The organism is Amycolatopsis sp. CA-211722 (assembly GCF_056828465.1).
This window is the reverse complement of record NZ_CP184752.1, coordinates 6,863,746-6,889,583: the sequence shown is the minus strand read 5'-3', so window position 1 is coordinate 6,889,583 and position 25,838 is coordinate 6,863,746. Positions and strand designations below refer to the sequence as shown.

Annotated in this window: 26 protein-coding genes; 14 read left to right on the top strand and 12 right to left on the bottom strand. The window is 69.0% G+C overall.

Going from position 1 to position 25,838, the window contains the following annotated elements:
* Positions 1–49: 49 nt before the first annotated feature.
* The 3 genes from ACOCEP_RS32470 to pdhA are packed head-to-tail and all read right to left on the bottom strand — an operon-like array spanning position 50 to position 3,322.
* Positions 50–1,243, bottom strand: coding sequence for a dihydrolipoamide acetyltransferase family protein (locus ACOCEP_RS32470; RefSeq protein WP_482333019.1), 1,194 nt, complete (start codon positions 1,241–1,243; stop codon positions 50–52).
* On the bottom strand, positions 1,236–2,234 hold the full coding sequence (locus ACOCEP_RS32465) for an alpha-ketoacid dehydrogenase subunit beta (RefSeq protein ID WP_482333017.1): 999 nt from the start codon (positions 2,232–2,234) through the stop codon (positions 1,236–1,238). The genes ACOCEP_RS32470 and ACOCEP_RS32465 overlap by 8 nt, the downstream gene beginning before the upstream one ends.
* A complete protein-coding gene (pdhA, locus tag ACOCEP_RS32460; protein WP_482333016.1) occupies positions 2,231–3,322 on the bottom strand; it encodes a pyruvate dehydrogenase (acetyl-transferring) E1 component subunit alpha in 1,092 nt (363 codons plus the stop codon). Before pdhA ends, ACOCEP_RS32465 begins: the two co-directional genes overlap by 4 nt.
* Positions 3,323–3,457: 135 nt before the next feature.
* Between pdhA and ACOCEP_RS32455 the strand changes: the two genes are divergently transcribed.
* Complete coding sequence (locus tag ACOCEP_RS32455; protein ID WP_482333014.1) at positions 3,458–3,940, top strand: Lrp/AsnC family transcriptional regulator; 483 nt, start codon at positions 3,458–3,460, stop codon at positions 3,938–3,940.
* A gap of 268 nt (positions 3,941–4,208) precedes the next feature.
* Here ACOCEP_RS32455 and ACOCEP_RS32450 read toward each other — a convergent pair whose 3' ends face one another.
* The gene (locus ACOCEP_RS32450) at positions 4,209–4,670 is read right to left on the bottom strand and encodes an Lrp/AsnC family transcriptional regulator (protein WP_482333012.1); all 462 of its coding nucleotides are present in this window, start codon (positions 4,668–4,670) and stop codon (positions 4,209–4,211) included.
* Positions 4,671–4,751: 81 nt separating this feature from the next.
* On the opposite strand from ACOCEP_RS32450, the gene ACOCEP_RS32445 reads away from it, so the two are divergent.
* The 3 genes from ACOCEP_RS32445 (at position 4,752) to ACOCEP_RS32435 (ending at position 7,158) form a co-directional block, all read left to right on the top strand.
* On the top strand, positions 4,752–5,357 hold the full coding sequence (locus ACOCEP_RS32445; protein ID WP_482333011.1) for a LysE family translocator: 606 nt from the start codon (positions 4,752–4,754) through the stop codon (positions 5,355–5,357).
* A gap of 99 nt (positions 5,358–5,456) precedes the next feature.
* A complete protein-coding gene (locus ACOCEP_RS32440; RefSeq protein WP_482333009.1) occupies positions 5,457–6,374 on the top strand; it encodes a lysyl endopeptidase in 918 nt (305 codons plus the stop codon).
* Between the two features lie 322 nt (positions 6,375–6,696).
* Positions 6,697–7,158 carry a hypothetical protein gene (locus tag ACOCEP_RS32435; RefSeq protein WP_452022349.1) on the top strand — a complete coding sequence of 154 codons (462 nt, stop codon included), beginning with the start codon at positions 6,697–6,699 and terminating at the stop codon, positions 7,156–7,158.
* On the opposite strand, the gene ACOCEP_RS32430 is transcribed toward ACOCEP_RS32435, so the two are convergent.
* On the bottom strand, positions 7,115–8,290 hold the full coding sequence (locus ACOCEP_RS32430; RefSeq protein WP_482333007.1) for an ROK family transcriptional regulator: 1,176 nt from the start codon (positions 8,288–8,290) through the stop codon (positions 7,115–7,117). The two genes, ACOCEP_RS32435 and ACOCEP_RS32430, sit on opposite strands and share 44 nt — an antisense overlap.
* Before the next feature lie 93 nt (positions 8,291–8,383).
* On the opposite strand from ACOCEP_RS32430, the gene xylA reads away from it, so the two are divergent.
* Positions 8,384–9,553, top strand: coding sequence for a xylose isomerase (gene xylA, locus ACOCEP_RS32425; RefSeq protein WP_482333005.1), 1,170 nt, complete (start codon positions 8,384–8,386; stop codon positions 9,551–9,553).
* 222 nt (positions 9,554–9,775) lie between these two features.
* Here xylA and ACOCEP_RS32420 read toward each other — a convergent pair whose 3' ends face one another.
* Entirely contained in the window at positions 9,776–10,531 is a 756-nt protein-coding gene (locus tag ACOCEP_RS32420) for a thioesterase II family protein (protein ID WP_482333003.1), read from the bottom strand.
* Positions 10,532–10,692: 161 nt separating this feature from the next.
* Between ACOCEP_RS32420 and ACOCEP_RS32415 the strand changes: the two genes are divergently transcribed.
* A complete protein-coding gene (locus tag ACOCEP_RS32415) occupies positions 10,693–11,070 on the top strand; it encodes a hypothetical protein (protein WP_482333000.1) in 378 nt (125 codons plus the stop codon).
* Here ACOCEP_RS32415 and ACOCEP_RS32410 read toward each other — a convergent pair.
* Positions 11,067–11,918 carry an alpha/beta fold hydrolase gene (locus ACOCEP_RS32410; RefSeq protein ID WP_482332998.1) on the bottom strand — a complete coding sequence of 284 codons (852 nt, stop codon included), beginning with the start codon at positions 11,916–11,918 and terminating at the stop codon, positions 11,067–11,069. The genes ACOCEP_RS32415 and ACOCEP_RS32410 overlap by 4 nt on opposite strands.
* A 57-nt stretch (positions 11,919–11,975) precedes the next feature.
* Here ACOCEP_RS32410 and ACOCEP_RS32405 point away from each other — a divergent pair, with 57 nt between their 5' ends.
* Both ACOCEP_RS32405 and ACOCEP_RS32400 read left to right on the top strand, forming a co-directional pair.
* Positions 11,976–12,794 (top strand): helix-turn-helix domain-containing protein, encoded by an 819-nt coding sequence (locus ACOCEP_RS32405; protein ID WP_482332996.1) that lies wholly within the window; start codon positions 11,976–11,978, stop codon positions 12,792–12,794.
* Between the two features lie 87 nt (positions 12,795–12,881).
* Entirely contained in the window at positions 12,882–13,730 is an 849-nt protein-coding gene (locus ACOCEP_RS32400; RefSeq protein WP_482332994.1) for a fructosamine kinase family protein, read from the top strand.
* A gap of 1 nt (position 13,731) precedes the next feature.
* Here the strand turns inward: ACOCEP_RS32400 and ACOCEP_RS32395 are convergent, their stop codons facing one another.
* Positions 13,732–14,406, bottom strand: coding sequence for a TetR/AcrR family transcriptional regulator (locus ACOCEP_RS32395; protein ID WP_482332992.1), 675 nt, complete (start codon positions 14,404–14,406; stop codon positions 13,732–13,734).
* 93 nt (positions 14,407–14,499) lie between these two features.
* On the opposite strand from ACOCEP_RS32395, the gene ACOCEP_RS32390 reads away from it, so the two are divergent.
* Positions 14,500–15,225: an SDR family oxidoreductase gene (locus tag ACOCEP_RS32390; RefSeq protein WP_482332990.1), complete on the top strand. Its 726-nt coding sequence runs from the start codon at positions 14,500–14,502 to the stop codon at positions 15,223–15,225.
* A 561-nt stretch (positions 15,226–15,786) separates the two neighbouring features.
* Here the strand turns inward: ACOCEP_RS32390 and ACOCEP_RS32385 are convergent.
* The 3 genes from ACOCEP_RS32385 to ACOCEP_RS32375 all read right to left on the bottom strand — a co-directional run bounded on the left by ACOCEP_RS32385 (position 15,787) and on the right by ACOCEP_RS32375 (position 17,904).
* On the bottom strand, positions 15,787–16,050 hold the full coding sequence (locus ACOCEP_RS32385; RefSeq protein ID WP_125677397.1) for an amphi-Trp domain-containing protein: 264 nt from the start codon (positions 16,048–16,050) through the stop codon (positions 15,787–15,789).
* Positions 16,051–16,131: 81 nt separating this feature from the next.
* Positions 16,132–16,728 carry a formylglycine-generating enzyme family protein gene (locus tag ACOCEP_RS32380; RefSeq protein ID WP_482332988.1) on the bottom strand — a complete coding sequence of 199 codons (597 nt, stop codon included), beginning with the start codon at positions 16,726–16,728 and terminating at the stop codon, positions 16,132–16,134.
* Positions 16,729–16,758: 30 nt separating this feature from the next.
* A complete protein-coding gene (locus tag ACOCEP_RS32375; protein ID WP_482332987.1) occupies positions 16,759–17,904 on the bottom strand; it encodes a Cmx/CmrA family chloramphenicol efflux MFS transporter in 1,146 nt (381 codons plus the stop codon).
* Between the two features lie 368 nt (positions 17,905–18,272).
* On the opposite strand from ACOCEP_RS32375, the gene ACOCEP_RS32370 reads away from it, so the two are divergent.
* Both ACOCEP_RS32370 and ACOCEP_RS32365 read left to right on the top strand, forming a co-directional pair.
* Positions 18,273–19,352, top strand: a complete 1,080-nt coding sequence (locus ACOCEP_RS32370; RefSeq protein WP_482332985.1) for an NAD(P)H-dependent amine dehydrogenase family protein — start codon at positions 18,273–18,275, stop codon at positions 19,350–19,352.
* The gene (locus ACOCEP_RS32365; protein ID WP_482332983.1) at positions 19,349–19,828 is read left to right on the top strand and encodes a carboxymuconolactone decarboxylase family protein; all 480 of its coding nucleotides are present in this window, start codon (positions 19,349–19,351) and stop codon (positions 19,826–19,828) included. The genes ACOCEP_RS32370 and ACOCEP_RS32365 overlap by 4 nt, the downstream gene beginning before the upstream one ends.
* A gap of 42 nt (positions 19,829–19,870) precedes the next feature.
* Here the strand turns inward: ACOCEP_RS32365 and ACOCEP_RS32360 are convergent, their stop codons facing one another.
* Complete coding sequence (locus tag ACOCEP_RS32360) at positions 19,871–21,412, bottom strand: GMC oxidoreductase (RefSeq protein ID WP_482332982.1); 1,542 nt, start codon at positions 21,410–21,412, stop codon at positions 19,871–19,873.
* 173 nt (positions 21,413–21,585) lie between these two features.
* On the opposite strand from ACOCEP_RS32360, the gene ACOCEP_RS32355 reads away from it, so the two are divergent.
* From ACOCEP_RS32355 to ACOCEP_RS32345, 3 genes are all read left to right on the top strand, one after another.
* Entirely contained in the window at positions 21,586–21,951 is a 366-nt protein-coding gene (locus ACOCEP_RS32355; protein ID WP_482332980.1) for an RNA-binding S4 domain-containing protein, read from the top strand.
* 125 nt (positions 21,952–22,076) lie between these two features.
* Complete coding sequence (locus ACOCEP_RS32350) at positions 22,077–24,386, top strand: cellulose binding domain-containing protein (RefSeq protein WP_482332979.1); 2,310 nt, start codon at positions 22,077–22,079, stop codon at positions 24,384–24,386.
* Complete coding sequence (locus ACOCEP_RS32345; RefSeq protein ID WP_482332978.1) at positions 24,383–25,828, top strand: cellulose binding domain-containing protein; 1,446 nt, start codon at positions 24,383–24,385, stop codon at positions 25,826–25,828. The genes ACOCEP_RS32350 and ACOCEP_RS32345 overlap by 4 nt, the downstream gene beginning before the upstream one ends.
* The last annotated feature ends 10 nt before the right edge of the window (positions 25,829–25,838 follow it).

Below are 25,838 nucleotides of genomic sequence, written 5' to 3'. Positions count from 1 at the left end.
TCGAACAACGGGTCGTTGGCGGGGCACAACCGCGGGTTGTGCGGCCCGCTCAGAGCTCCCCGAGCGCGGTGACCGGGGACTCGACGCAGTCGGCCACGAACCGCAGGAATCCGCCTGCGGTCCCGCCGTCGCACACCCGGTGGTCGAACGCCAGGGTCAGCTCGCAGATCTCGCGTGCCACGAGCTCGCCGTCGACCACCCAGGCGCGGTCGATGATCCGGCCGATGCCGAGGATCGCCGCCTCCGGGTGATTGATGATCGCGGCCGAGCCGTCGACGCCGAACACGCCGTAGTTGTTGACCGTGAAGGTCCCGCCGGTGAGGCCCGCTGGGCCGAGCTTTCCGTCCCTGGCCTGTGCCGTCCGGTCACCGATCGCGGCCGAAAGCTCCCTTGTGGACAGTGAGCCGGCGTCGCGGACCACCGGCACGACGAGCCCTCGGTCGGTCTGCGCGGCGAAACCGAGGTTGATGTCCCTCAGCTGGACGATCTCGTCGCCCTCGACGCGCGAGTTCAGCTCCGGATACTTCCGCAGGCCTGCCACGGCGAATCGGGCGACGAGACCCAAAAGACTCACCGGGCGATCCGGTGCCGAGGCGTTGAGCGACTTGCGCGCCGCGACGAGCCCGGTCGCGTCGACGTCCACCCAGACCGTCGCCTCGGGGATCTGACGGCGGGAAGCCGTCAACTTGTCGGCGACCGCCTTGCGGACACCCGTCAGCGGGATCCGCGTTTCGCCGTCCCGCGGCTCGGGGACGGTGAGCGCCGCTTCGACGTCGGCGCGCCGGATGATCCCGCCCGGTCCGCTTCCGGTCAGCTTCGTCAGGTCGATCTTGTTGTCCGCGGCCATCTTGCGGACGAACGGGGAGATCACGCCGGGCGCCTTCGACGGTTCGACCGGGGTGGCCACGACGGTGCGCGTGCGGCGGCGCCTCGTCCTGGTGGTCGTGCCGTAGCCGATGAGGACGTTGCCACTGCCTTCGCTCGCGGTCGTCACGCCGGGTTCGGTGAAACCGGGGCCGATGGTGAGCAGGGGAGCGCCGACCGGCAGCGACTGACCGGGTTCGCCGTGGAGGCGGGTGACGACGCCGGCGAACGGCACCGGCACCTCGACCGCGGCCTTCGCGGTCTCCACTTCGACGACGGGCTGGTCGACCCCGACGGTGTCGCCCTCCGCGACCAGCCAGGTGACGATGGTGCCTTCGGTGAGCCCCTCGCCGAGGTCCGGGAGCAGGAAATCAGGCACCGGCCACCACCGGTTCGTCGTTCCACTGCAGCCGGGCGACGGTGTCCAGGATCCGGTCGACGTCCGGAAGCTGATGGCGCTCCAGTTTCGGCGGGGGATAAGGGATGTCGAGCCCGGTGACCCGCAGGACCGGCGCGTGCAGCTGGTGGAAGCACTGCTCGGTGACCCGGGCGACGACCTCGGCGCCGTAGCCGCCGAACCCGGCGGCCTCGTGGACGACGACCGCGCGTCCGGTGCGGCGCACCGAAGCGGTCACGGTCTCGTCGTCGAACGGGCTGAGCGACCGGAGATCGACGACCTCGACGTCCCAGCCCTCGGCGGTCGCGGCCTCCGCGGTCTCCAGCGCGGTGGCGACCATCGGGCCGTACGCGATCAGCGTGACGTCCTTGCCCTCGCGGCGTACGACCGCGCGGTCCATGGCCGCCCCCTCCCGGGTGAAGGACACGGGCTCCTTCGACCAGTAGCGGCATTTGGGTTCGAGGAAGATCACCGGATCCGGTGAGTCGATCGCGTCGCGCAGGAGGTCGTAGGCATCCTGGGGTGTGCCTGGCGTGACGACCCGCAGGCCGGGCGTGTGGGTGTAGTACGCCTCGCTCGAATCGCAGTGGTGCTCGACGCCGCCGATTCCGCCCGCGTAGGGGACGCGGATGACCATCGGCAGCGACAGCGCGCCTCGGGTGCGGTTCCGCAGCTTCGCGACGTGCGACGTGATCTGCTCGAAGGCGGGATAAGCGAACGCGTCGAACTGCATTTCGACCACGGGGCGGAACCCGCCCATCGCCATCCCGACCGCGAAGCCGACGATGCCGGATTCGGCCAGCGGCGTGTCGAAACAGCGTTCCTCGCCGAAATCGGCGGTGATGCCGTCGGTCACCCGGAACACACCACCGAGCGGGCCGACGTCCTCGCCGAAGATGAGCACGCGGTCGTCGTCCTTGACCGCGTCGCGCAGGGCGGCGTTGAGCGCCTGGGCCATCGAGATCTCGGTCATCGGGCCTCCAGTTCGGCGGCGACCAGTGCCCGCTGGGCGGCCAGCTGGCGGGTCGGGACGGCGTACACGTGCTCGAACAGCGACAAGGGGTCGGGCTCGACGTCGGCATTGAGGGTGTCGCGCACCCCGGCGGCGAACGCCTCCGCCTCGGCCCGGAATCGCTCGATATCTGTGCCGGACACCAGATTCTCGTTCGTCAGATACGTTTCGAGACGGCGCACCGGATCGGCCGCGCGCCACTTCTCGACCTCGGCCTGGTCGCGGTAACGGGTCGCGTCGTCGGCGTTGGTGTGCGCGTCGATCCGGTAGGTGTGCGCCTCGACCAGGACGGGCCCGCGACCGGAACGCGCGTGCGCGACGGCGTCGTCCAGCACGGAAAGGACCGCGAGGGCGTCGTTGCCGTCGACCTGCTCGGAGCGGACGCCGTACCCGACGCCCTTGTAGGCCAGCGCGGGGGCGGCGCTCTGCTTCTCGAACGGCACCGAGATCGCGAAACCGTTGTTCTGCACGAAGAACACCACCGGCGCCTTGAACACGGCCGCGAAGTTGAGTGCCTCGTGGAAGTCGCCCTCGCTGGTGGCGCCGTCGCCGATGAGCGCGAACGCGACGCTGTCCTCGCCGCGGCGCCGCATCGCGTGGGCGAGCCCGGCGGCGTGGAGGGTCTGCGTCGCCAGCGGGGTGCACTGCGGAGCGACACGGGTCTTGGCAGGGTCGTAGCCGCAGTGCGCGTCGCCGCGAAGCAGCGTCAGGATCTCGCCCGGTTCGAGCCCGCGGGCGACCAGCGCGACCGAGTCGCGGTAGGTGGGGAAGAGCCAGTCGGCGTCGGTGAGGGCGAGCGCGCTCGCGACCTGACAGGCCTCCTGACCGGCACTCGACGGGTAGACCGCGAGACGACCCTGCTTGGTCAGCGCGGTCGCCTGGGCGTCGAACCGGCGGCCGAGCACCATCAGCCGATAGGCCTCGACGAGCCGCTCGGAGGGCGGCTCGGCGTAGTGACCGTGCTCGTCGACGCGCGTGCCGTCCTCGGCGAGGAACCGCACCGGGACTTCGGACGGCAGCAACGCGGCGGCAGGGGTCTCCCGCGACATGGCGCAGCACCACCTTTCACAGACATATGATGCTGAGATGGTGGTTTCCGGAGTCCCAGTGTTCAAGAGGCACGCGAAATGAGCGACAAACTGTCCGCCGAATCGGTTCAGCCGAGCCAACCGTCCAGTAGTGGCGTGGCTCACGGGCGGGATCCGGGACGAACGGTCCTTGCCCTCGACGACATCGATCGCGCGATCCTCGCCGAGCTGACCGCCGACGGCAGGCTCGCCGTCCGCGCGCTGGCGGACCGTCTGCACATCTCGCGCACCAACGCCTACGCGAGACTGGACCGGCTGATGTCCGAAGGCGTCATCACCGGCTTCGGCGCCCGGATCGACCCGCGGCGGGCTGGGCTGGGAACGAGCGCGTACATCCTGATCACCGTCGAGCAGACCTCATGGCGGACGATGTCGGCCGAGCTGCGGCAGATCCCGTTCGTCGAACACGTTTCGCTCGTCGGCGGCGATTTCGACATCCTGTTGCTGGTGCGCACGCCGGACAACGCCTCGCTTCGGGACGTCGTGCTGGAACGGTTGCAGGCGCTGGACGGCGTGCGCTCGACGCGGACTTGGCTGATCTTCGAGGAGCAGCCGGGCTCCGCCCCTCGTGAGTGGTGAGGACGGTTTCGGCTCGGACGGGTATTCGCTCACTTGCCGGCGATGGCCGATCTGGCCGCCCCTGGTCGATAGGCGTGGTTGTCACCCCTCCGTGAGCGGACCGGTCACTGGGCGACTGTGTGGATTCCTGGTCATCCAACGCCCCAAAATCCACACAGTCGCCCCCGCTCACGAGGACGTGGTACGCCCTCGCGTGATCAGCGGCGGAACACCCGAGCGCGGCATCCGGCCACGCCGCGCCGCCTGTGTTCACGGACTTCGGACCCGCTCACGAGGCCGTGGTGGGCAGTGGCCGGTCGTTGACCACCTGCTTCATCACGAGCGTCGAGTTCAGCCGCTGCACTCCCGGCAGCGCGGACAGCACGTCGTCCTCGAGCCGCTGATACGCGGCGAGGTCGGCGGTGACGATGCGCAGCAGGTAGTCGGGGTCGCCGAAAAGACGCTGCGCGAGCAGGACGTTCGGGATCCGCGCGACGGCGTCTTCGAAACCCAGCAGCGTCTCGCGGTCCTCTTGCCGCATGGTGACGAACACGAGCGCCTCGAAGTTCAGCCCCAGCGCGGCGGGATCGACCACCGCCCGGTACGCGCTGATCGTGCCGTCCCGTTCAAGCGCGCGCAGCCGGCGGTGACACGGCGACGCGCTCAGCTGGACTCGCTCGGCGAGTTCGGTGAGCGTCAGGCGTCCCTCTTCCTGCAGGATGGCAAGAATCTTCCGGTCGATAGCGTCCATAGAGAAGATTCTTCCATGCTGGGCGTGCTACGAGGCAGAAGTTGAAAGCACCTTCGGCTGGATCGCGAATAGCTTTCGAGCATGTCTCTCGGATCCGTTCTCGCCTTCTGGGGCGTCGCGGCCCTGCTCATCGCGGTACCCGGCGCCGACTGGGCTTTCGCGATCAGCGCCGGACTGCGCCGCCAGGTCCTGCCGGCCGCCTGCGGCATAGTTCTCGGCTACCTGGCCATGACGGTGGTCGTCGCCGCGGGACTGGGCGTCCTCGTCGCGTCGACGCCGGCCGCCTTGCTCGCGCTCACCGTCTCCGGCGGGCTCTACCTGATCTGGCTCGGCTTCAAGACGGTGCGCCATCCGTCGACGCCGGGCAGCGCCCCCGTCGGGGGCCGGGGCGGAACGCTGCTCGAAGGGATGGCGGTCAGTGGGCTGAACCCCAAGGGACTATTGGTCTTCGTCGCGATGCTGCCGCAGTTCACCGACCCCGCCGCGCGCTGGCCGATCCCGGTCCAGCTGGCCGTGCTCGGCCTCACCTTCGTCGGCACCTGCGCGATGGTCTACCCCTGCGTCGGCATGGGGGCACAAGCCTTGCTGCGCGCTCGCCCCGCCGTTTCCCGCGTCGTTTCCCGTATTTCCGGCGCGTCGATGATCGTTGTGGGAACGCTCCTGGTCGCCGAGCGACTGGCGGCGTGAGCCGAACGGTCCATTTCACCGGACAGGTCGCCGAACAAACCTGGCCGTACCGTTGGAAAATCTCATACCCTCCGAAGCAGGCCGAAGGGAGCTGACCTGATGCGGTGGACCTGGGTGCGTACGGCGGTGGCCTTGGTGGTCGCCGCGTCGATCGTCCAAACGAGCCGACCGGACACCGCCGAAGCGCAGGTGAGTCCCGCCGCGGCCGGCAGGTCCGCGATCTACGGCGGGGGACCGTTCTACCAGGACGGTCAGGGTGTCATGGACGTCTTGCGGTCGTCGGGTTTCACCACGGTCATCCTGTGGAGTGTGCACGTCCACGACAACGGCGATCTGTACTACAACGACCACCTCGTGGTGAAGGACGGCCAGTACGTCGGCGACGCGGGATGGCCTGCGCGGCTACGGACGCTGAAGCAGGCGCCGACTTCGGTCGATCGCATCGAGGTTTCGGTCGGCGCGTGGGGCACACCGGACTGGGAAGCCATCGACAACCTGATCACGCGCGACGGCACCGGCAGCGGCACCGTGCTGTACCGCAACTTCCTGGCGCTGAAGAACGCCACCGGCGCGGACGCGATCAACAACGACGACGAAGCGCACTACGACGTCGACTCCACCGTCACCTTCGCGCGGATGGCGAACGCGATGGGCTATCGGAACTTCACGCTCGCTCCGTACACCGCGGTGTCGTACTGGCAGGGCGTGAAGAACGGGCTCGGCAGCCTGGTCGATCGGGTGTACCTGCAGGCATACGCGGGTGGCAGCGGCAACGACCCGGCGGCCTGGACGCGGTCGCTCGGGATGGCGGTGGATCCGGGGCTCTGGAGCAAGAACGGCTCCGGCTGCGCGGCGGGGGATTCGCCCGCTCAGGTGGAGAGCAAGATGCGGGCCTGGAAGTCGTCCGCGGGGATCCCGGGTGGCTTCATGTGGCTCTACGACGACATCGAGAAGTGTTCGGCGCAAGGCACGGCCGCCGACTACGCGCGAGCGATCAACACCGCCACCACGAGCTGACCCCGGGAACGCTGTAACGCTCTCCGCCCTGCCGCCGAATACAGGCGGGTTCAAGGGCGGAGGCGGAGGAATCGTGGCGCGTGTGCTGTGCCTGTTCGCGGTCGGAACCGGCGTCGCGTCCCGTACCGGCCATGTGCTACGAGCCGGGGACCGACACCAAGTGCCGGCTCGGCTGCGTCGACGCCGGACGAGGGATGCCGGGACGCGGCATCCTGTTGGACGACACGCGCCATTCGGGTGATAACGGTTCGGCATTCGATGTATCTGACGTACCTCCTCTTGACACCTACCTGCGATCATGGCGACTGGGTGGAGGAATGCGGTGACGGTGGAGGACGCGGGTCAGGACTACCTGACACGGCAGATCGGGGCGCTGCTCGAAGCGATTCGCGAGGAGGGGCCGGTCGGCGAGGGCAGACGCAGTTTCCGGATCGCCGGGCATCTCGCGGCGGAGGGCGGATTCCACCTCGGCGACATCCTCGCCGCGACCGCGCAACTGCTCGCGGTCCACGCGTGGAACAACGGCTACCTCGCCGCGGCGGAATTGCTGACGCGCCGCATGCGTGAGTTCGGCGCCGAGTCGGCGGAGCTGGTGCGCTACCTCGTGCGGCTGGAGACCGGTTGCGAGCAGGGCTGGCTCCCGCACGCGGATCGCGACGAACTCATCGCCTACGCCCGGCGGGTTCGGCGCGCGGACATCGAGGAGCGCGCGCAGGCGATCGAAGCGTCGTTGCCCGGGGTCACCGACCCTGAGCGTCCTGATCGGATGGCCAGTGAGTCGTGAGATGGTGCTCGGGATCGGCGAGGATGCCGCGGATCACCGACCCGGCGGCTCCGCGAACGGCGGCTCCGGTGCCGAGCGACGAGCGGATGACCCGCACCGGCGACCACGCGGTGCTGGGCACGCGGCGTTCCAGCTCGGCGAGGAGTGGCTCTCGCAGCCACGGCTCCAGCCGCGCGTAGGTTCCGCCTAGCACCACCGCCGGGACGTCCATCAGGTTGACCACTGTGGACAGTCCGACGCCGAGATGGCCGGCGGCGGTGGACACGGCGGAAACCGCCGCGTTTGCGCCGGATTCCAGCGCGGCGACGAGAGCGTCCACCGTGTCCGCGCCCGCGAGCCGCAGGATCTCCTCCTGGCCGGCCATCCGTTCCAGGCAGCCGTTCGCGCCGCACGAACACGGCGGGCCGTCGGGCGCCACCGGCAGGTGGCCGATCTCGCCGCCCGCCCCGCGGACCCCTTCGAACAGGGCGCGGTCGAGCACGATGCCCGCGCCGATCCCGATCTCCCCGGACACGTGGACGAAATCCGGCAACGCCGAGCCGTGCCAGAGCTCGGCCAGTGCCGCGAAGTTCGCCTCGTTGGCGACGGTGAACGTCCCGCCGAGCCGGTCGGCGAGGTCGACGTCGCGCCAGCCCAGGTTGGGCGCGAGCCGGACGAGTCCGGATTCGACCAGGCCCGGGACCGCGATACCGACGCCGCCGACCGGGACGCCCAGCGCGTCGGCGTGCTTCCGTGCTTTGCGCAGGAACGCCGAGACCCGCTGGAAGACGCGCGGCGTGCGGTTGTCCGCGTACCGGACCTCCTGCGCCCGGACGGTGCCGGTCAGATCGACGAGGCAGGACGCCAGGTAGTCGACGCCGATCTCGACGCCGAGCCCATGCGGGCCGGTGGGGGAGAGTGTCAGCACGGTGCCGCGGCGGCCGGGACCGACGCGCTGTTCCGGTTCGCCTTCGGCCACGAGATCCGCCGCGATCAGGCGGTCGACCACGGTCGACACGGTGGCCTTCGTGAGCCCGGTGGCGGCGGCGAGGCCCGCCCGGGACGTGCCGGGGCCGTCCGCGATCGCACCGAGGACGAGGGCGGCGTTGTGCTGTCGCACGGTGTGCTGTCCCGCCGGGCGCGTGCCGATCATCGCGCGATTGTATTCGTTCGATGCCTGAACGAAAGCCTTGACCCGCCACTGTGGCGTCGATAAGTTCAGGCATCAAACTAATTGGGAGGCGACATGGCTCAGGCGCCGACGCGTGAGGACAAGTTCAGCTTCGGGCTGTGGACCGTGGGCTGGCAGGCGAACGACATGTTCGGTCCGGCGAGCCGTCCTCCGCTCGACCCGGTCGAAGCCGTGCACCGCCTCTCGGATCTCGGCGCCTGGGGGATCACCTTCCACGACGACGACCTCGTCCCGTTCGGCTCGGCCGACGCGGAACGCGCCCGGCACCTCGAACGTTTCCAGGGCGCGCTCGCCGAGACCGGTCTGGTCGTCCCGATGGTCACCACGAACCTGTTCAGCCACCCCGTTTTCAAGGACGGCGGCCTCACCAGCAACGACCGCGACGTCCGCCGTTACGCGTTGCGGAAAGTGCTCCGCAACCTCGACCTCGCCGCCGAGCTCGGCGCGTCGACGTTCGTGCTCTGGGGCGGCAGGGAAGGCAGCGAGACCGACGCCGCGAAGGACGTCCGCGCGGCGATGGACCGTTATCGCGAGGGGATCGATTTCCTCGCCCAGTACGTCATCGATCAGGGCTACGGCCTCCGGCTCGCGCTAGAGCCGAAGCCGAACGAGCCACGCGGCGACATCCTGCTGCCGACCATCGGGCACGCGCTCGCGTTCATCTCCACGTTGGACAACCACGAGATCGTCGGCGTGAACCCGGAGGTCGGGCACGAGCAGATGGCGGGGCTCAACATCGTCCACGGCATCGGCCAGGCCTTGTGGCAGGGCAAGCTGTTCCACATCGACCTCAACGGCCAGCGCGGGCCTCGGTTCGACCAGGACCTCGTGTTCGGGCACGGCGACGTACTGTCGTCGTTCTTCCTCGTCGATCTGCTGGAGCACGGCGGCTACGACGGGCCGCGGCATTTCGACTACAAGCCGCTGCGCACGGAGAACACGGACGGCGTCTGGGCCAGCGCCGAGGCCAACATGGCGAGTTACCTCCTGTTCGCCGAACGGGCGCGCGCGTTCCGCGCCGATCCCGAGGTGCGTGCCGCGCTGGACGCCGCGCTCGTCCCCGGGCTGGCGACGCCGACTCTCGGCGAGGGCGAGACGGCGGCGGATCTGCTGGCGGACCGATCGGCGTTCGAGGACTTCGATCCGGACAAGGCCGCGGAACGTGGTTACGGCTTCATCCGGCTGTCCCAGCTCGCCCTCGAACACCTCACCGGGGCCCGCTAGAACCGGTCGACGTCCAGGACGGCCTTGGCGAACTCCGCCGGGGCCTCCTGAGACCAGCGCTTTGCCCCGTCCGGGCCACAGCGCGGTGATGATGTCGGCGTAGCCGACGCTCAGTTGGCCGGCGTCGTTCTCCTGCTGAGCATCCTGATTCCTCCCGCGAAACCAGGAGGATGGTTCGGGCGCGGCTACCGTCGGACGACGTCCCCGGTGTACGTCGCCTGCCTAGGCGACTTCCGGTTCGACGCCCACGAAGGCCGCTTCCAGCCTCCGGATCCGGGCCCAGAACTCCGCCTCCCGGCCGGCCTCGAGAACGCCAAGATATCCACCGGGTACGACGCGCCCCACGAACGGACCGGACGTCCAGACCCGCCACCCGCCGGTGGCGTCGTCGCCCGAGGCGGACGAGGGATCGTCGCTACCGCGGATCGCCGCGATCGGGCACGGGAGCCGGGCCCTGGCGGGCCCGCGGTAGGTGTTCAGCAACTGGAGGTCACCGAGCAGCAGGTCCAGCGCGTACTCCCAGCTTTCGGGGGAGTCGCGGTAGCCCGCGACAGGGGTGAGCCCGGTGCGGCCGAAGACCCGCCCCATCGCCGACGCGCCCGCCTTGGCGTTCTTGTCCGGTGAGCGCCGCTGCGGGGCGCACGCGTCCACGACGATCAGCGCGCCGGGGGCGACGCCGAGCCGTTGCGCGGTCTCCAAGGCCACGAAGGCGCCCATTCCGAACCCGATCGTCACGGAGCGGGAGAACCAGGCCTTCGGTGTGGCGGCCGCCAGGCCCGCGGCGAGATCTTCGAAAGAGGAGGCCGGTGATTCCGCGAGCCGTTCGCCGTGCCCCGGATATTCGAAGGCCCGGAGGTCCGCGTCGACCGCGCCCGCGAGCGCGTCGAATGCCCGGCTGGTCCCACCCGCCGGCGGAAACAGCAGGTAGCCGGGTCCGCGACTGTCTGATGTGGACAGTGGAACGAGTGCGGACGTCATGATCCGAAAGATACGCGCGCTTAACCCGAATGGGGTAACGGTTCGGATTCGACCAAGATCAATTCACCCTGCTGAGGGAGGTTTCGGCGAAACGTTGACCGGACGTGTCGTATCTGGCGCTGCCCGTTCGACGTCTTGATAGGAGCCGGAAGGAGAAAGCGATGAACACCACGACACTGGCCTCGACCACGCGGCTGCACCCGGTGAGCCGCACCCTGCCGGTTCTGCTGGCGATGGAGGACGACGCCGAAGACGTCGGCCGCCTGTCCCCGGACGACCGCCTGACCTGCCACGTGCACGGCCGCTGGATCCACCAGTGTGTGGCTTCCCCGGTGCACGTCAACCCGATCACCCGCCACCGCTGGTGCCGTTCGTGCGCGACCGCGCTGATCGTCACCGTCGACGAGCTGTCGGGCGACGTCACGATGTCCTGCCCTCGGTGCGGCCATGGCGAAAGCGCGGCGTCGGCCCGGCTGATCGCCGCGTGCCGCGCCAGTTTGGCCGCGGCAAGCCGAGGCTCCGGAGCGGTGGCTGCTTAAGCGAGCTTGCCGAGGATCAGAGCGCGATCCTGGGGGCGGAGAAAGAGATAGTGGCCGGCGTCCGGCAGGATTTCGACGTCGGCGTGGGGGAGCAGGTTCTTCAGCCGCGCGGCGGCAGCGGCGGAATCGTGCACGACACTGCGCCCGCCGAACACCGCGAGCGTGGGAACTTCGATGGACCGCACCACCTCCTCGGCCGGGCAGGCCTGGAACGGTATCCGGGCGCGATAGCACCGGATCCCGGCGAGTACGAGCCGGGCGGCGGGCTGGTCGAGCACGTCCTCGCCGGCGGACCAGAGCAAGAACCGGCGCCACAGCCTCTCACTGTCGAGCGCGGCCGCGGCCAAGCCGTACCAGAGCACCTTCCGGGCGAACGGCGCCGAGACGGTCGTCGCGTCCAGCAACACGATGGAGGCGAGCCGTCCGGGCGCGTGGATCGCCTGGTTGACCGCGTGCCAGCCACCGGTCGAGCCACCGACGAGGCGCACGCCGGTCAGCCCCAGGTTCTCGAAGACATCATCGAGAGCACTCGCGCGGTCGCGGACGTCGGTGAACGGCGCCTTTTGCACGCTGCGGCCCGCTTCGCCGAGAGTGTCGATCGCGTAGACCGTGTGCCGTTCGGCCAAGGCGGGAATGAGCGCCGCGAAGCAGGCCGAGGTCGCCAGGAGCCCCGGCAAGAGGACGATCGGAGCGCCGCCGTCGCCGTAGCGATAGACCCGCGTGGTGCCGTGGCGCGTTTCGACGTCGAAGATCGTTCCCGGTTCCGGGCATTCGGCCATGGCGCGGTCGTAGGCGGCGAAATAGCGTTGTTCGGCCACCGGATTTCTGAATCCCCCGACTTTGTTCATGAGCGGAACGCTAGGCAACGCCGTCGTCCGGGTCTTGAACGAAAGTAAGATGACCGCATGGGCGGGTGGGGTCTCGTGGTGCCGCGGCGGGAGATCGTCCGCGCACCAGGCGAGCGGGTTCTCCGGTGGCCGCACCCCGGCCTCGCCGCCCACGTGTCGAGCTATGTCGCGCACGATCTTCCCGACGCGGGCGCCTGCTCCTGGCAGGTCACCCCGTTGTCCGTGCTCACCTGGGTGATCGACATCGGCGCGCCGGCCAGGGCGCCCGGACTCCCGGTTTCGCCGGTGCTGGGTTTGCGGGACCGGCCGTTGCGCGTCGATCAGGCCGGAGCCTCGCGGGGGATCATCGTCACCCTGACTCCGCTCGGTTCGTACGCGTTGTTCGGGATTCCGTTGCGGGAACTGGCGAATTCGGTCGTCGCGGCGTCGGCGCTGCTGCCGTCCGCGTCGTTGACCGAACGGCTGGCCGAGGCGGCGGACTGGCCGGAGCGGTTCCGGCTGCTGGACGAGTACCTCGCGGCGAGGCTCGCTCGCGGCCCCACGCTGGCCGCACCTGTCCGGTACGCCTGGGACAGGCTTTCCGCGGGGCCCGTCCGCGTCGACGCCCTCGCCGACGAGATCGGCTGGAGCAGGCAGCACCTCAACGTCCGCTTCCGGGACCAGATCGGGCTGAACCCCCGCACGGTCGGCCGGATCGCCCGGCTCAATCGCGTGCTGGCGCTGCTGGACCGGGTGCCGTCGCTTTCCTGGGCGGAGGTCGCGCATTCCGGCGGCTACAGCGACCAGGCACATCTCGTCCGGGAGTTCCGGGCGTTGACCGGATGCAGTCCGACCGAGGTCGGGAAGCCGCCGGGTCTGTTCGTTCCGCACCGGTGAAGGCCGTTCATCTCTCGAAAGCGCACGCACGCGGATTTGCCTCCGTACAACGAGCGTTCACCCGATCGGCGGAGGTAGGTTGCGAGCATGACTCAGGTTTCGACGCCTGCCGAGGCTGCCACGAAGATCACCGGACGTGCCGTCGCCGGGCAGAGAAGCCTGTCGAGCGAGGTGACCGAGGTGGTACTCGACAGCGGCGACACGGTGGTCGTCAAACGGGGCCACGCCCGGAACGCGGCACCGGCCGAGGCCGCCGGGCTGCGGTGGCTGGGGGAGGCCGGGGCGGTGCGGGTGCCCGAGGTTCGCGGCCACGACGGCGAGTGGCTGGTCACGGACCTGGTCGGTGGCGGGCGACCGACGCATCACGCGGCGGAGCGGCTGGGAAGGGGGCTCGCGGAATTGCACGCGGCGGGCGCGCCCGCGTTCGGCGCGGCGCCGCCGGACGGGCCGGCCGACGCGTGGATCGGCCTGGCCCCGATGGAGAACACGCGGGGCGAAGACTGGCCGACGTGGTACGCCGAGCACCGGGTCCTGCCCTATGTCCGTCGCGCGGTCGACGAGAGCACTCTGACCGGTGACGAGGCCGCTGTCATCGAGCAGGCTTGCGCCCGGCTGCCCGAAGTGTCCGAACCTCCCGCTCGCCTGCATGGTGACCTGTGGAACGGAAACGTGCTGTGGGGCGCCGTCGAGGCGTCGCTCATCGACCCGGCCGCGCACGGCGGCCATCGCGAAACCGATCTGGCGATGCTGCAGTTGTTCGGTTGCCCGCTGCTCGACCGGGTGCTCGCCGCCTACCAGGAGGTCGCCCCGCTCGCCGACGGCTGGACCGACCGGATCGGCGCGCACCAGCTTTTCCCGCTCCTGGTGCACACCGTCCTTTTCGGACGGTCCTACGCCGGGCAGGCGGTCGCGGCGGCGAAGGGTGTCGGCCGGTAGCTCAGCGTGCGAGCCGGTCGAGCCATTCGCCGAGCATCGCCCGCTCGGCGGGGGTCAGAACGTCACCGGGTTCCTTCTCCAGCGCGGCCTTGAGCGCTATCGCGCGGCTGGGGATGTCCGAAGCCTTGTCCGCGCCGCCGGTGGTGATCGCCGCGATCACGTGTTCGCGCGCGGCGATGATCAGGTCCAGATCGCGCTGCTCCGGCGGGCTCGCGAGGAACGAAAGAATCACCCCCATCCCGGTCGCGTGCACCAGCTGCGCGGCCAGTTCGACCGGGACCCGCAGCCTGCCGGCCTCGGCGATGCGTTCGATGATCCGGCGGAGCATCGCGTCGGCCTCCTGACGTGCTTCGCGGACCCGCGGCTCGCCGTACATGAGCATGTAGAAGGCGGGCTGGTGCAAGCCGAACTCGACGTGCAGATCCCAGCCTCGCCGGAGGTCGCGCACCGGGTCGTCGGTCTGTCCGAGAGCATGCTTCCCCTCCAGGTAGCTCTTGAAGCCGTACGTGGCGACGGCATCGAGAAGACCGTCTTTGTCGCCGAAGGTCCGGTAGAGCGTCGGCGCCTGCACCCCGGCGGCGGCGCTGACCGCGCGCGTCGACAGCGCTTCGCGCCCGCCCTCCTTCAAGAGCTCCGCCGCCGCGTGGATCAACCGGTCTTTCGTCGTCGACGTCATGTAGCGATGATAACACCGATCGGGTAGCAGTGGTTCGATATCGGTGATACGGTGATCTCGTTATCGACGGAAACCCCTGATGGGAGCACTGACATGGCACGCGTAGCGATCGTCACCGGCGGTTCGCGGGGTATCGGCAGGCAGTCGGCCGAGCGGCTGGCGTCCGACGGATTCGCGGTCGTCGTCGTATACGGCGGAAACAAGGACGAGGCGCGAGCCGCGGTCGACGCGATCACCGCGGGCGGAGGCCAGGCGATCGCGGCACAGGCCGACGTCGCCGACGAGCAGGCCGTCGCGGCCGTGTTCGACACCGCGGAGAAGGCCTTCGGCGGAGTCGACGTAGTGGTCCACGCCGCGGGCACCATGTACCTCGCGCCGGTGGCCGAGCTGGACCTCGACCGGCTGGACCGGTTGCACCGCACCAACGTCCGCGGCACCTTCGTGGTCGATCAGCAGGCCGCCCGCCGCGTCCGCGACGGTGGCGCGATCATCAACTTCTCCACGTCGGTGCTCGGCCTCGCACTGCCGGGATACGCGGCCTACGCCGCCTCGAAGGGCGCGGTCGAGGCGATCACCCTGGTCCTCGCCCGCGAACTACGCGGTCGCGACATCACCGTGAACGCGGTCGCCCCCGGCCCGACCGCCACGGCGCTGTTCCTCGACGGCAAGGACGAGGCGACCATCGCGAGCATGGCGGCGCAACCCCCGCTCGAACGCCTCGGCACCCCGTCCGACATCGCCGAGGTCGTCTCGTTCCTCGCCGGACCGGCGCGATGGGTCAACGGCCAGGTCCTTCGCGCCAACGGCGGCATCGTCTGAGCGGCGACGCGGGTTCCGGGGGCGTGTTGCGAAAGCCACTTTCGCAACCTTCAACGTTATTGACCCGTAGGGAAAATGTGGCGTGTTCGGGCGCTTGCTGGATGCGGGCTTCGGTGTCGCGAAAGCCACTTTCGGGACACGTGACGTCGCGAAAGCCACTTTCGCGACGTGTCCTAGCCTTCCGTCGCCCATCAGGACCGCACCACCTGTGGCGAAGGGGACTTTCCTCGCGTGCGATGAGGGGAAAGCTCCCTTCACCTCGCCGAGCACCCCCTCCGAGCGCCGGTCCGTGAAGGCCTCCTTCCCCACCCTGAGAGTAAGTAAGGAGGCCTTCACGGACTCGCCCCCCCGGGAGGACACCTTTGCCCTACGGCTCACTAGAAAGAGGCCTTCGCAACGCCGCCGGGTGAGCGGTCACCCTGAGAGCCCGGTGCCGCGCGGGCGCGTCGCGAAAGCCACTTTCGCGACGCCTGATGTCCTGAAAGTGGCTTTCGCGACAGGAAAAGCGGGCGGGCCCGCCGTGGAAACACGAGCCCGCCCAGGTCCTTTGTGGACAGCGGATCAGACGACGGTGCCCTCGGAGTCGTCGTCCGAGTCGGTCTCCTCGATCTTCCACTTCAGCTGGAACTCGACCTCTTCTTCGCCGTCACCGCGCTCGTGCTCGATCGAGAACTGCGCGCGGGCGGGGACGCGGAACCGTTCCCCGGCGATCTGGATGCGGAAAGAGGTCTCGGATTCGAGCGCGTCGGCGAGCCGGCGCAGTTTCGCGACGACGTCGGCGGTGGAGTAGACGCGTTCGACGTCTCGGGGAGCGGTTCCGGTCACGGTTTCCTCCAGTGTCCGACACCCTGGCCGGGTGTCCTCGCCGCCATTCAATCGCGTGATCATCATGTCGCGGAGGCGGGGTCACAGTGACCGGGCGAGCCGGAAGCCGACGTCGTCGACACGGAAGGTCGGGTGGCTGCGACGCCGGACCGAAACCCGGCAGCTCCAGTGCTCGTCGAACCAGCCGCCGCCCTTCAGGACCCGGTACTCGCCGTACACCTCGGCGTCGTACACGTCCCAGCACCATTCCCAGACGTTGCCGAGCATGTCGTGCAGGCCCCAGGCGTTGGGCGCCTTGCCGCCGACTTCGTGCACGGTCTCCGCGGAGTTCTCGCGGTACCAGGCGATCTCGTCGAGCGGCCCGTAGCGGGGACCGGTCGTGCCGGCGCGGCAAGCGTGCTCCCATTCCGCTTCTGAGGGCAGCCGATAGCCGTTCGCCGCACGGTCCCAGGCCGGGGAATCCAGCCGGTAGGCGGGAGCCAGGCCGTCACGTTCGGACAGGGTGTTGCAGAACGCGAGGGCGTCCTGCCACGAGACGTCGACGAGCGGGAGCCGGCCGGGCTCGCGGGTGACCGGCACCGGGGCGAGGAGGAAGGACGCGACATCGACGGTCCAGTTCCGCTGGGTCCGCCGGTCGGCCAGCGTCACCTCGCCCGCGGGCACAGTGATCATCTCCATGATGTGGCCGATGCTACCCAGCCTTCGTGTTCAGGAGTGCACCTTCGTCCTCTGCCGCAGGAGAAGCGGAAGGGCGACGAGGGTGAGCGCCGCGCTGATCCAGATGGCGTGACGGTGGTCGCCGGTCGACTCCGTGACGAATCCGGCGAGCACCGGGCCCAGGAACGCGCCCGCGTTCAGTGCGACCGTCGCGAACGAGCCACCGAGTGTCGGGGCACCCGGGGCCACGTGCATGACCCGGGCCACCAGCGCCGAACCGCAGCCGAACGACAGTCCACCTTGGACAGCCGTCACCGCGAACAGGGCGGTCGGATGTGTGCCGGCCATCGCCAGCACCGCCCAGCCCGCCGGCAGGGCGCACAACCCGATCACCAGGCCGCGCCGGAGCTCACCGTTTCCCGTGCGGCCCGCCACGGTGACACCGAGGAACGCGCCGACGCCGAATGCCGCCAGCAGGCCCGGAACCGCTCCGGAGGGAAGGTGGGCGACATCCGTCGCGATGACCGCGAGGAAGGCGAACGTCGCGAAGGTGGCGCCGTTCACCAACGCGCCGAGGAGCATCGCCTGCCGCAGGGGAGACGCTTTCAGCTCACGGGCTTCCCGCCGGATCGAGACTTCGGTCCGATCCACAGCGCCGGCGGGCGCGGAACGGAGTACCAGCAGCAGCGCGGGCAGGCACAACGCGGCGACGGCCCAGAACACCGAACGCCAGCCCGCGAGGTCACCCAGCACGGCGCCCGCCGGTACGCCTGCGACACACGACAGCGTGATACCCGCCAACAGGACCGAGGTCGCCCGCGCCTGCTTTCCCGCCGGTGCCAGGGAGATCGCCACCGGCATGGCCACGGCGAGGAATCCGGCGTTGACGATCGCCGCGACGATCCGGGTGCCGAACAGCAGCGGGAAACTCGTCGTCACGGCGCCGATGACGTGCACCACGACGAAAGCGGTCAGGAAACCGGCCAGCGCCCGGCGGCGGGGCCAGCGCGCGCTGAGGACGGCCATGGCGGGCGCGCCGACGATCATTCCGACGGCGTAGGCCGACGTCAGCGCGGCGGCCGCGCCCACCGGGACGGACAGGTCACCGGCGATCCCCGGTACGAGACCGGAGGCCATGAATTCGGAGGTGCCTTGCGCGAAGACGGCAAGGCCGAGGACATAGACGAACAGAGGCAACGGACGACTCCCGGATGAGAAGTGAGCAGGAGGAGCCGTGCGCTGGACAGGGGAGAACCCGGCCGGACGCACGGAACAGCGCTCCGGTCACCGGGAAGCGAGAAAGCCGGCGCCTAACGGCCGGGCACGACGACTCGCCGCCGGATGACCGGCGGCGGGATTCTGTTCGCCTCGGGGCTCGTCACGGGAACGCACAGTACACACGGGGGCCGTCACCCCTCAACCCGATTGCCGGCCGCCGGGGAAAACGGTGTCCGTTCCGCGTGCCGGAACGCTTTCGTTGCCCGCCGGAATGAACCCGAGTAATGCGCTCTGACCTGCGGTTTTCGTGATTGTTTCGGTACGGGGATTCGGATAATCTCGACTTCATGATTCCCACTGTTGTCTGGGGTACAGGCAACATCGGCCGTGCCTCCATCCGGGCCGTCGACGCGCATCCGGCGCTGGAACTCGCCGGTGTGCTCGTGCACGATTCCGCGAAGGTCGGCCGCGACGCGGCCACGCTCGCGGGAATCGACGGCGAACTGGGTGTGTCGGCGACCGATGACGTCGAAGCGGTTCTGGCGGCGGGTCCGCGAGCGGTGGTGTACGCGGCGTCCGGCGACATCCGGCCCGCCGACGCGCTGGCCGACATCGTCCGTGCCATCCGGGCGGGGGCGGTGGTGGTGACGCCCGCGCTCTACGCGTTGTACGACCAGCGGAACGCGCCCGAAGAGCTGCGCGAGCCGGTGCTCGCGGCGATCGCGGAGGGTGGCGGGTCGCTGTTCGTCTCCGGGGTGGATCCGGGGTGGGGCAACGACATCCTGCCGTTGCTGATCAGCGGGCTCGGCACCACCGTGGACGTCGTCCGCTGCCAGGAGATCTTCGACTACTCCACCTACGACCAGCCGGACTCCGTCCGCTACCTGGTCGGGATGGGGCAGCCGATGGACTACGAGCCGCCGATGCTGGCCCCGTCGGTGCCCACGATGGTGTGGGGCGGGCAGGTGCGGCTGATCGCCCGTGGACTCGGCGTCGACCTGGACGAGATCCGGGAGACGCTCGATCGTCGTGCTCTGGAGGAGACCGTGACGACGCGGGCGATGGGCGAGTTCGAAGCGGGCACCCAGGGCGCGGTCCGCTTCGAAGTGCAGGGGATCGTGGACGGCGAGCCGCGGATCGTCATCGAGCACGTCACCCGGATCCACTCGTCGTGCGCGCCGGACTGGCCGACGCCGCCCAGCGGCGACGGGGCGCACAAGGTGATCATCGAGGGCCGTCCCAGGATCGAAGTGTCGGTCGAGGCCACCGACGAGGGCGAGAACCGGTCCGCCGGAGGCAACGCCACCGCTGTCGGCAGGCTGGTCGGCGCCATCGACTGGCTCGTGGACGCCGAACCGGGCCTTTACGACGCACTCGACGTCCCCCTGCGTCCGGCGACCGGCAAGCTCGGAAGGAGCGCGCGATGAACATCGACATTCCGGAGGGCAAGGACCCGATCGGCTACGTGTGGGGCGAGATGGTGCCCGGTATCGGCGTCGCGGCCTCGAAACTCTCGCTCGCGGTGTACTCGCACACCACACTGGGGCTCCGTGAGTTCGAAGCGGCCCGGTTGCGGATCGCACAGATCAACGGCTGCGTCTTCTGCCTCGACTGGCGGACCGAGCGTGATGGGGTGAAGGTCGAGGAGGAGTTCGCCGACGCGGTGACCGAGTGGCGCACCACGGACGCTTTCGACGAGCGGACCCGGCTGGCCGCCGAGTACGCCGAACGTTACGCGCTCGACCACCACGGCATCGACGACGAATTCTGGAAGCGGATGGCCGAGCACTACAGCCAGAAGGAAATCGTCGAGTTGAGCATGAGTATCGGCTCCTGGCTCGCCTTCGGGCGGCTGAACCACGTTCTGGGGATCGACACCGTCTGCGTTATTCCGAAGATATGAGAATAGGCCGGGGTGGCGACCCCGGCCTATTATGGATCGTCGTCACAGATCGGTGGCGACGATCTTTTCGATGTTCCTTTCCGCCAGTGCGGTAATGGTGACGAACGGATTCACCGAGGTGTTCCCCGGGATCAGCGCGCCGTCGATGACGTAAAGCCCCGGATATCCGTGGAGCCTGCCGTAATCGTCGGTCGCCTTGCCGAGCACCGCACCGCCGAGCGGGTGATAGGTGAGATGGTCGCCCCAGATCTTGTAGGCACCGAAGAGGTCGGTCCGGTAGATCGTGCCTTCCTTGGAATTGATCTTGTCGAAGATCGTCTTCGCCATCGCGATCGACGGCTGCTTCCACGCGGTCTGCCAGTTCAGGTCGACCTTGTTCGCGCTCGGGTTCCAGGAGAACGTCGCGCGGTTGGGGTTCTTGGTGATCGACAGGTAGAACGAGGCGTAGGTCTCGATACCGGTCGGGAGGGGTGCGACCTCGGCGAACGCGCCGCCCGCCGCCCAGTTGTCGATACCCGCCGTGGGGATGGACGACTGCAACGCGCCGGTGGCGTCCCACATGTGGTTCGCCCGGCCGCACATGACGTTCCCGTTGTCGCCCCAGCCTTTTCCGACCTCGCCGCTGAGGTTCGGCAGTGCGCCGGTGGCCTTGAGCTTGACCAGCAGCTTGCTCGTGCCGACGCTGCCCGCGGCGAAGAACACCTTGTCCGCGGTGACGGACTTCGTCGCCGTCACGGTGCCGCCGGTGTCGAGCTGCTCCATGACCACGGTGTACCCGCCGCCGGACGCGGGCGTCACCGACGTGACGCGGTGCAGCGCCGAGATCGTCACTCGTCCGGTCGCCTTGATCCGCGGGAGATAGGTCTGCTGCAACGACTTCTTGCCGGCGTTGTTGCCGTAAAGGATCTCTCCGGCCAGCGCGGACCTCGGGACCGTGCCCGCCTGCTCCTTCTTCATGTAGTCCCAGTCGTACACGTCCGGGACGAACAAGAACGGGAAACCGGAGCGCTGCGCGTGCTTCCGGCCGACCCGCGCGTACTGGTAGCACTCGGCGGTCTCGAACCAGTCCGGGTCGATGGTGGCGACACCGAGCCCCGCGTTGGCGCGCGGGTAGTAGACGCCGTACATCTCGTCGGCGTTCACCGTCGGAAGGACGGAGCCGAAGTTCTCGCGTTTCGGTGTGACGGCCATACCGCCGTTGACCAGCGATCCGCCGCCGACGCCGCGGCCCTGGTAGACGGTGATGCCGCCGAACTCCTCGGCGTCGAGGATCCCGGTGTGGCGCGGGACGTCCTTGTCCAGCGGGAAGCCGAGGAAGTTGCTCAACGGCTGCTTGGTCCGCGTCCTCAGCCAGAAGGAGCGGTAGTCGGGTTTGGTGGTGTTGGCGAAGATCTTGCCGTCCGTGCCCGGGGTGTCCCAGGCCATGCCGAGTTCGACGAGATGGACGTCGACGCCGGCTTCGGCGAGCCGGAGCGCCGCGACACAGCCGCCGTATCCGGAACCGACGACGAGGGCCGGGATTCGGGCGGCGTCGGCGATCGAACTCTTCGCGGAAGCGGTCCCGCCGAGGGTGGCCGCCCCCAAGATAGAACCAGTTCCTGCAATAAAGAGGCGGCGGGATAACTGTCCGGAAGCGCTTCTCCACATGGTTTCGTCGCTCACGTGATCTTCCTCACCGTTGAGGGATTTAGAACAAGTTATACCTTCGGCTATGCCGGGTGGCAATAAAGAAGACGCATGGGCCACTATGTAGCGTTGTGGAGTCCACTCGAGTTGATCGTTGGCTGTGGGCCGTCCGGCTGACCAAGACGCGCCCGGACGCCGCGGCGGCGTGCCGTGGCGGCCATGTCCGCGTGAACGGCAAACCGGCCAAACCCGCGACCACGGTCGTGGCGGGTGACGAGGTGCGCGCGCGGGTGCACGACACGACGCGGATCTTGGAAGTGACGCGCGTGATCCAGAAGCGGGTCGGCGCCGCCGATGCCGCGACCTGTTTCATCGACCGGACGCCGGCGCCGCCGCCCGAGGCCGCGATCCCGGTGGCGCGGCGGGAGCGGGGCGCGGGACGTCCGACGAAACGGGAGCGCCGCGTGCTCGACCGCTTCCGCTCTGGAGACCACTGACTCGTCGTTCACATATGTGGACGTGATTCACATCCGTTGACGGGCGACAGGGACGTGAACTATAAAGACGGGGTCCGGGTGTACACGCCGCAACACCTTCCGTCCGTCCGTCACGGAGGTTTCGGGTGTCCCGAAAAAGTCCTCTTCGTCGTGCCGTCCTCCCGGCGATCGCCGCCGTGGTCACCACCGTCGCACTCCTGCAGGTTCCGCCCCAGGTGGCGGACGCGGCTCCGGCCCCCGGCGCGCTGACCGGCCTCGATCTCGGAGCGGCCAACCGCCGCGCGCCGGTCCCGGGGCTCTACGACTGGTCCAAGGCCGGGTATCGCGGGGGCACCGCGCTGCCCGGCTCCGGAGAGGTGAATCCGAACGCCACCTGCCAGGTCACCGCGGCCGAGCTGGGGGCCCAGTACAACGTCAAGCCCGACGACGGCGCCGACGACACGAACGGGATCCAGGCGGCGATCGACGGGATCAAGAGCGCGTGTTCGCCGTCCGGGAACTACACCAAGCTCAGCACGATCACCTTCCCGGCCGGCCGGTTCGACGTCACCCACGAGATCCACGTCGACGCCGACTACCTGATCCTGCGCGGTGCGGGCAAGGACGCCACGAAATTCGTCTACGAACCCGACGCGAACACCCGCTACGACACCCTCACCCCGGACGGTTCCGACTGGGACGAGGACGGGATGACCTCGGGTGCGGGCAAGGGCGGCTGGCTGTGGCCCGGGCGCGGGCTGTTCCGTGTCCAGTCCCGGGGAGTGCACACGTCCTACTCGGGCGATCACGCCTCGGCGCCCGCGAACCGCAAGGACATCTTCGAGGGAACGATCAACGTCCATTGGAAGGCCGGGGTGAAGCTGCGGGGCAAGCCGGGCGACACCGCGTTCGCCGCGCGGACGGGGGACAAGGTCGTCCACTTGGCGAGCAGCGGCGCCCTGACCGCGCTCGCCGCCGGGAACCTGGTCAACATCAGGGCGGCCAACTCGCTGAAGTTCTACGAGCGGCAGCAGGCGACGCCGACCTCGTTCCCGTTGCTGAACATGCACATGCGCCAGCAGATCTTCACGATCGCGGCGCTCGACACGTCCGCGCGCACGATCACCCTGGACAAACCGCTCGAGTACGACGTCCCGGTTAACTCCACTTCGGACGGTTCGGCCCCGATCGACGGCGCCACCTACGACTCGAAGGCGGCGCCGCTGGTCGATCCGGTGCTGGGTGTCGGATTCGAGAACCTCGGCTTCACCCAGGCCATGCCGGGGCTGAACCCGGCCGAGGCGAACCACAACTACGGGAACATGGCGCCGGCCGCGGAGATGCACGGAATCGTCTTCAAATGGGCCGCGAACTCCTGGGTCCGCGGCGTTCGCGCGGACATGACCGGATCACATCCGATCGTCACGGAGGAGGCCAAGAACCTCCAGATCGTCGACAACGAACTCAACGGCTCGTGGAACAAGGGCAAGGGCGGCAACGGCTACTTCCGCGGCTCCCGGGTCTGGGATTCGCTCTACGCCGGCAACACCTCGACCCTGCTGCGGCATTTCACCTTCCAGTGGTCCGCCGCGGGCAACGTGGTGATCGGCAACTCGTTCGACTCGGACCTCAACCTGCACGGAGGCTGGGAACGCAACAACCTGTTCGAACTCAACACTGTCAAGGTCCCGTACGCGCACCGCTCCGGGAACTGCCGGGCCAACTGCGGTGAGGAGGGCGGCGGCGGTCCCGACGACTCGAACTGGTTCCCGATCTGGTGGGGCGCGGGCAAGAAGGCGGTCAAGTGGTCGGGCGCTTCCGGCTACCGCAACGTGTTCTTCAACAACGCCATGACCAAACAGCTCGCGGACAACGGCCCGTACGACGACTTCTACGCCGACCGGCATCGCGTCTATTCCTTCGGCTGGGACGGTGCCGCGTACAAGCACCTCGACGTCGGCGGCACACCGATCGCCGACTGGGCGAAGAACGAGCAACGCGACTACACCGGAGGTCACGGCGTCGACGCGACCAAGACCGACGCGGCGTCGTCGCTGTTCCTGAAGTCCGTCGACGGCACCCCGCCGTCTTCGCCGACGAGCCAGAGCCCGGCCACCTCGACGACGACCCAGACCCCGAGCGCGTGCCTGAACGCGACGTTCACCCGTAAGTCGGTCTGGGACAGCGGCTACGGAGGCGCCTTCACGATCAGCAACACCTGTTCGGCCGCTGTCGGGTCGTGGGCGGTCGAGTTCGATCTGCCCGCCGGGACGATGATCACCGGTTCGTGGAGTTCGGCGCTGACCAGGACCGGGCAGCACTACCGGTTCGGGAACGCGGCCCACAACGGCGGCGTCAAACCCGGCGGCACGGCGACGTTCGGCTTCAACGCCGCCGGCCAGGGGCTTCCGATCGCCTGCACGATCGCCGGAACGAAATGCGGAGGCACGGAATGACGAGGAAACGACTGCTCGCCGCGATCGCGGCCACGGCGTCGGCGGCGGGCCTGCTCGGCGCCGTCGTCACCGCCGAAGCCGCCGCGCCCAGCCTGACCGCGGTGTTCGCGCAGAGTTCGGCGTGGGACAGCGGATACGGCGGCAAGTACACACTCACCAACGCGGGCGACGCGAACAGTGCACAGTGGACGATCGAGTTCGATCTGCCCGAGGGCACCACGATCACGACGTCGTGGAGTTCGGTGCTCACCAGGACCGGCCAGCACTACAAGGTCACCAACGCCGGCTTCAACGGCACGATCAAACCCGGCGGCACCGCGTCGTTCGGTTTCAACACCAAAGGGCTTGGCCTGCCGACCGGCTGCACGGTCAACGGCAGCCCGTGCGGGGGAGGGGCGCCGAGCACCACGACGACCCCGCCCGCCACCACGAGCAAACCGCCGACCACGACCACCAGCGTTCCCGCGGGAGACGTGATCGACGTGAGCACGGCGGCGGAACTACAGGCCGCGCTGGCCGCCGCGAGCCCCGGCCAGACCATCCGGCTGGCCGCCGGAACCTATCGGGGTTCGTTCGTGGCCACGAAACCCGGCACCGCGGGCGCGCCGATCACGGTGACCGGACCGGCGACGGCGGTCCTGATCAACGACGGCCCGTCGGGTGAAGCGCCTTCCTGCCCGGCGCCGGCGGCGGGCTGGGATTCCGGGTACGGATTCTGGCTCTACGGTGCGCCGCACTGGCACCTCAAGGGCTTCACCGTGCAGGAATCGAAGAAGGGCATCGTCGCGGACGACTCGCACCACACGGTGATCGAGGGGGTGCGGGTGCACCGGATCGACGAGGAGGCCGTGCATTTCCGCCGTTCCTCGGCGGACAGCGTCATCCGCGATTCGACGATCAGCCACACCGGTCTCGTGCAGGCGGGGTACGGCGAGGGCGTCTACCTCGGCTCGGCGAACTCCAACTGGGCCTGCCACGGGAACTCCGGCGGGGTCGACCGCAGCGACCGGATCCAGGTGCTCGACAACCACATCGGACCGTACGTCGCCGCTGAGGGGATCGATGTCAAGGAGGGCACCGTGGACGGTGTGATCCGGGGCAACACCTTCGACGGCCAGGGGGTTTCCGGGCAGAACTCGGCCGATTCCTGGGTCGACGTCAAGGGAGCCGGGTACGTGATCGAGGGCAACACCGGCACCTTCGCTTCGCCGGGGACGTTCGCGAACGGCTACGAGACGCACAATCCCGCCACCACGCCGTCGTTCCCGAACGGTTGCGGGAACGTGTGGCGGGACAACAAGTCCGATCTCGGCGGGGTCGGCCAGTACGCCATCAAGATCACGTCGACGTCGAAGTGTTCGGAACGGCCCAACGTCGTCCACGCGTCCAACACCGTGTCGGGGGCGGTGAACGGGCTGACCAACATCCCGGTGACACCTTGACGTGCGCCGG

Excerpts from the sequence above, each read along its gene's own strand:
- ACOCEP_RS32445 (WP_482333011.1), top strand. The coding sequence starts at position 4,752 with ATGTCTCTCGGATCCGTTCTCGCCTTCTGGGGCGTCGCGGCCCTGCTC.
- ACOCEP_RS32420 (WP_482333003.1), bottom strand. The coding sequence starts at position 10,531 with ATGACGTCCGCACTCGTTCCACTGTCCACATCAGACAGTCGCGGACCC.
- ACOCEP_RS32380 (WP_482332988.1), bottom strand. The coding sequence starts at position 16,728 with ATGGAGATGATCACTGTGCCCGCGGGCGAGGTGACGCTGGCCGACCGG.
- ACOCEP_RS32345 (WP_482332978.1), top strand. The coding sequence starts at position 24,383 with ATGACGAGGAAACGACTGCTCGCCGCGATCGCGGCCACGGCGTCGGCG.
- ACOCEP_RS32450 (WP_482333012.1), bottom strand. The coding sequence starts at position 4,670 with ATGGACGCTATCGACCGGAAGATTCTTGCCATCCTGCAGGAAGAGGGA.
- ACOCEP_RS32440 (WP_482333009.1), top strand. The coding sequence starts at position 5,457 with ATGCGGTGGACCTGGGTGCGTACGGCGGTGGCCTTGGTGGTCGCCGCG.
- ACOCEP_RS32410 (WP_482332998.1), bottom strand. The coding sequence starts at position 11,918 with ATGAACAAAGTCGGGGGATTCAGAAATCCGGTGGCCGAACAACGCTAT.
- ACOCEP_RS32430 (WP_482333007.1), bottom strand. The coding sequence starts at position 8,290 with ATGATCGGCACGCGCCCGGCGGGACAGCACACCGTGCGACAGCACAAC.
- xylA (WP_482333005.1), top strand. The coding sequence starts at position 8,384 with ATGGCTCAGGCGCCGACGCGTGAGGACAAGTTCAGCTTCGGGCTGTGG.
- ACOCEP_RS32400 (WP_482332994.1), top strand. The coding sequence starts at position 12,882 with ATGACTCAGGTTTCGACGCCTGCCGAGGCTGCCACGAAGATCACCGGA.
- ACOCEP_RS32390 (WP_482332990.1), top strand. The coding sequence starts at position 14,500 with ATGGCACGCGTAGCGATCGTCACCGGCGGTTCGCGGGGTATCGGCAGG.
- pdhA (WP_482333016.1), bottom strand. The coding sequence starts at position 3,322 with ATGTCGCGGGAGACCCCTGCCGCCGCGTTGCTGCCGTCCGAAGTCCCG.
- ACOCEP_RS32370 (WP_482332985.1), top strand. The coding sequence starts at position 18,273 with ATGATTCCCACTGTTGTCTGGGGTACAGGCAACATCGGCCGTGCCTCC.
- ACOCEP_RS32395 (WP_482332992.1), bottom strand. The coding sequence starts at position 14,406 with ATGACGTCGACGACGAAAGACCGGTTGATCCACGCGGCGGCGGAGCTC.
- ACOCEP_RS32415 (WP_482333000.1), top strand. The coding sequence starts at position 10,693 with ATGAACACCACGACACTGGCCTCGACCACGCGGCTGCACCCGGTGAGC.
- ACOCEP_RS32465 (WP_482333017.1), bottom strand. The coding sequence starts at position 2,234 with ATGACCGAGATCTCGATGGCCCAGGCGCTCAACGCCGCCCTGCGCGAC.
- ACOCEP_RS32365 (WP_482332983.1), top strand. The coding sequence starts at position 19,349 with ATGAACATCGACATTCCGGAGGGCAAGGACCCGATCGGCTACGTGTGG.
- ACOCEP_RS32405 (WP_482332996.1), top strand. The coding sequence starts at position 11,976 with ATGGGCGGGTGGGGTCTCGTGGTGCCGCGGCGGGAGATCGTCCGCGCA.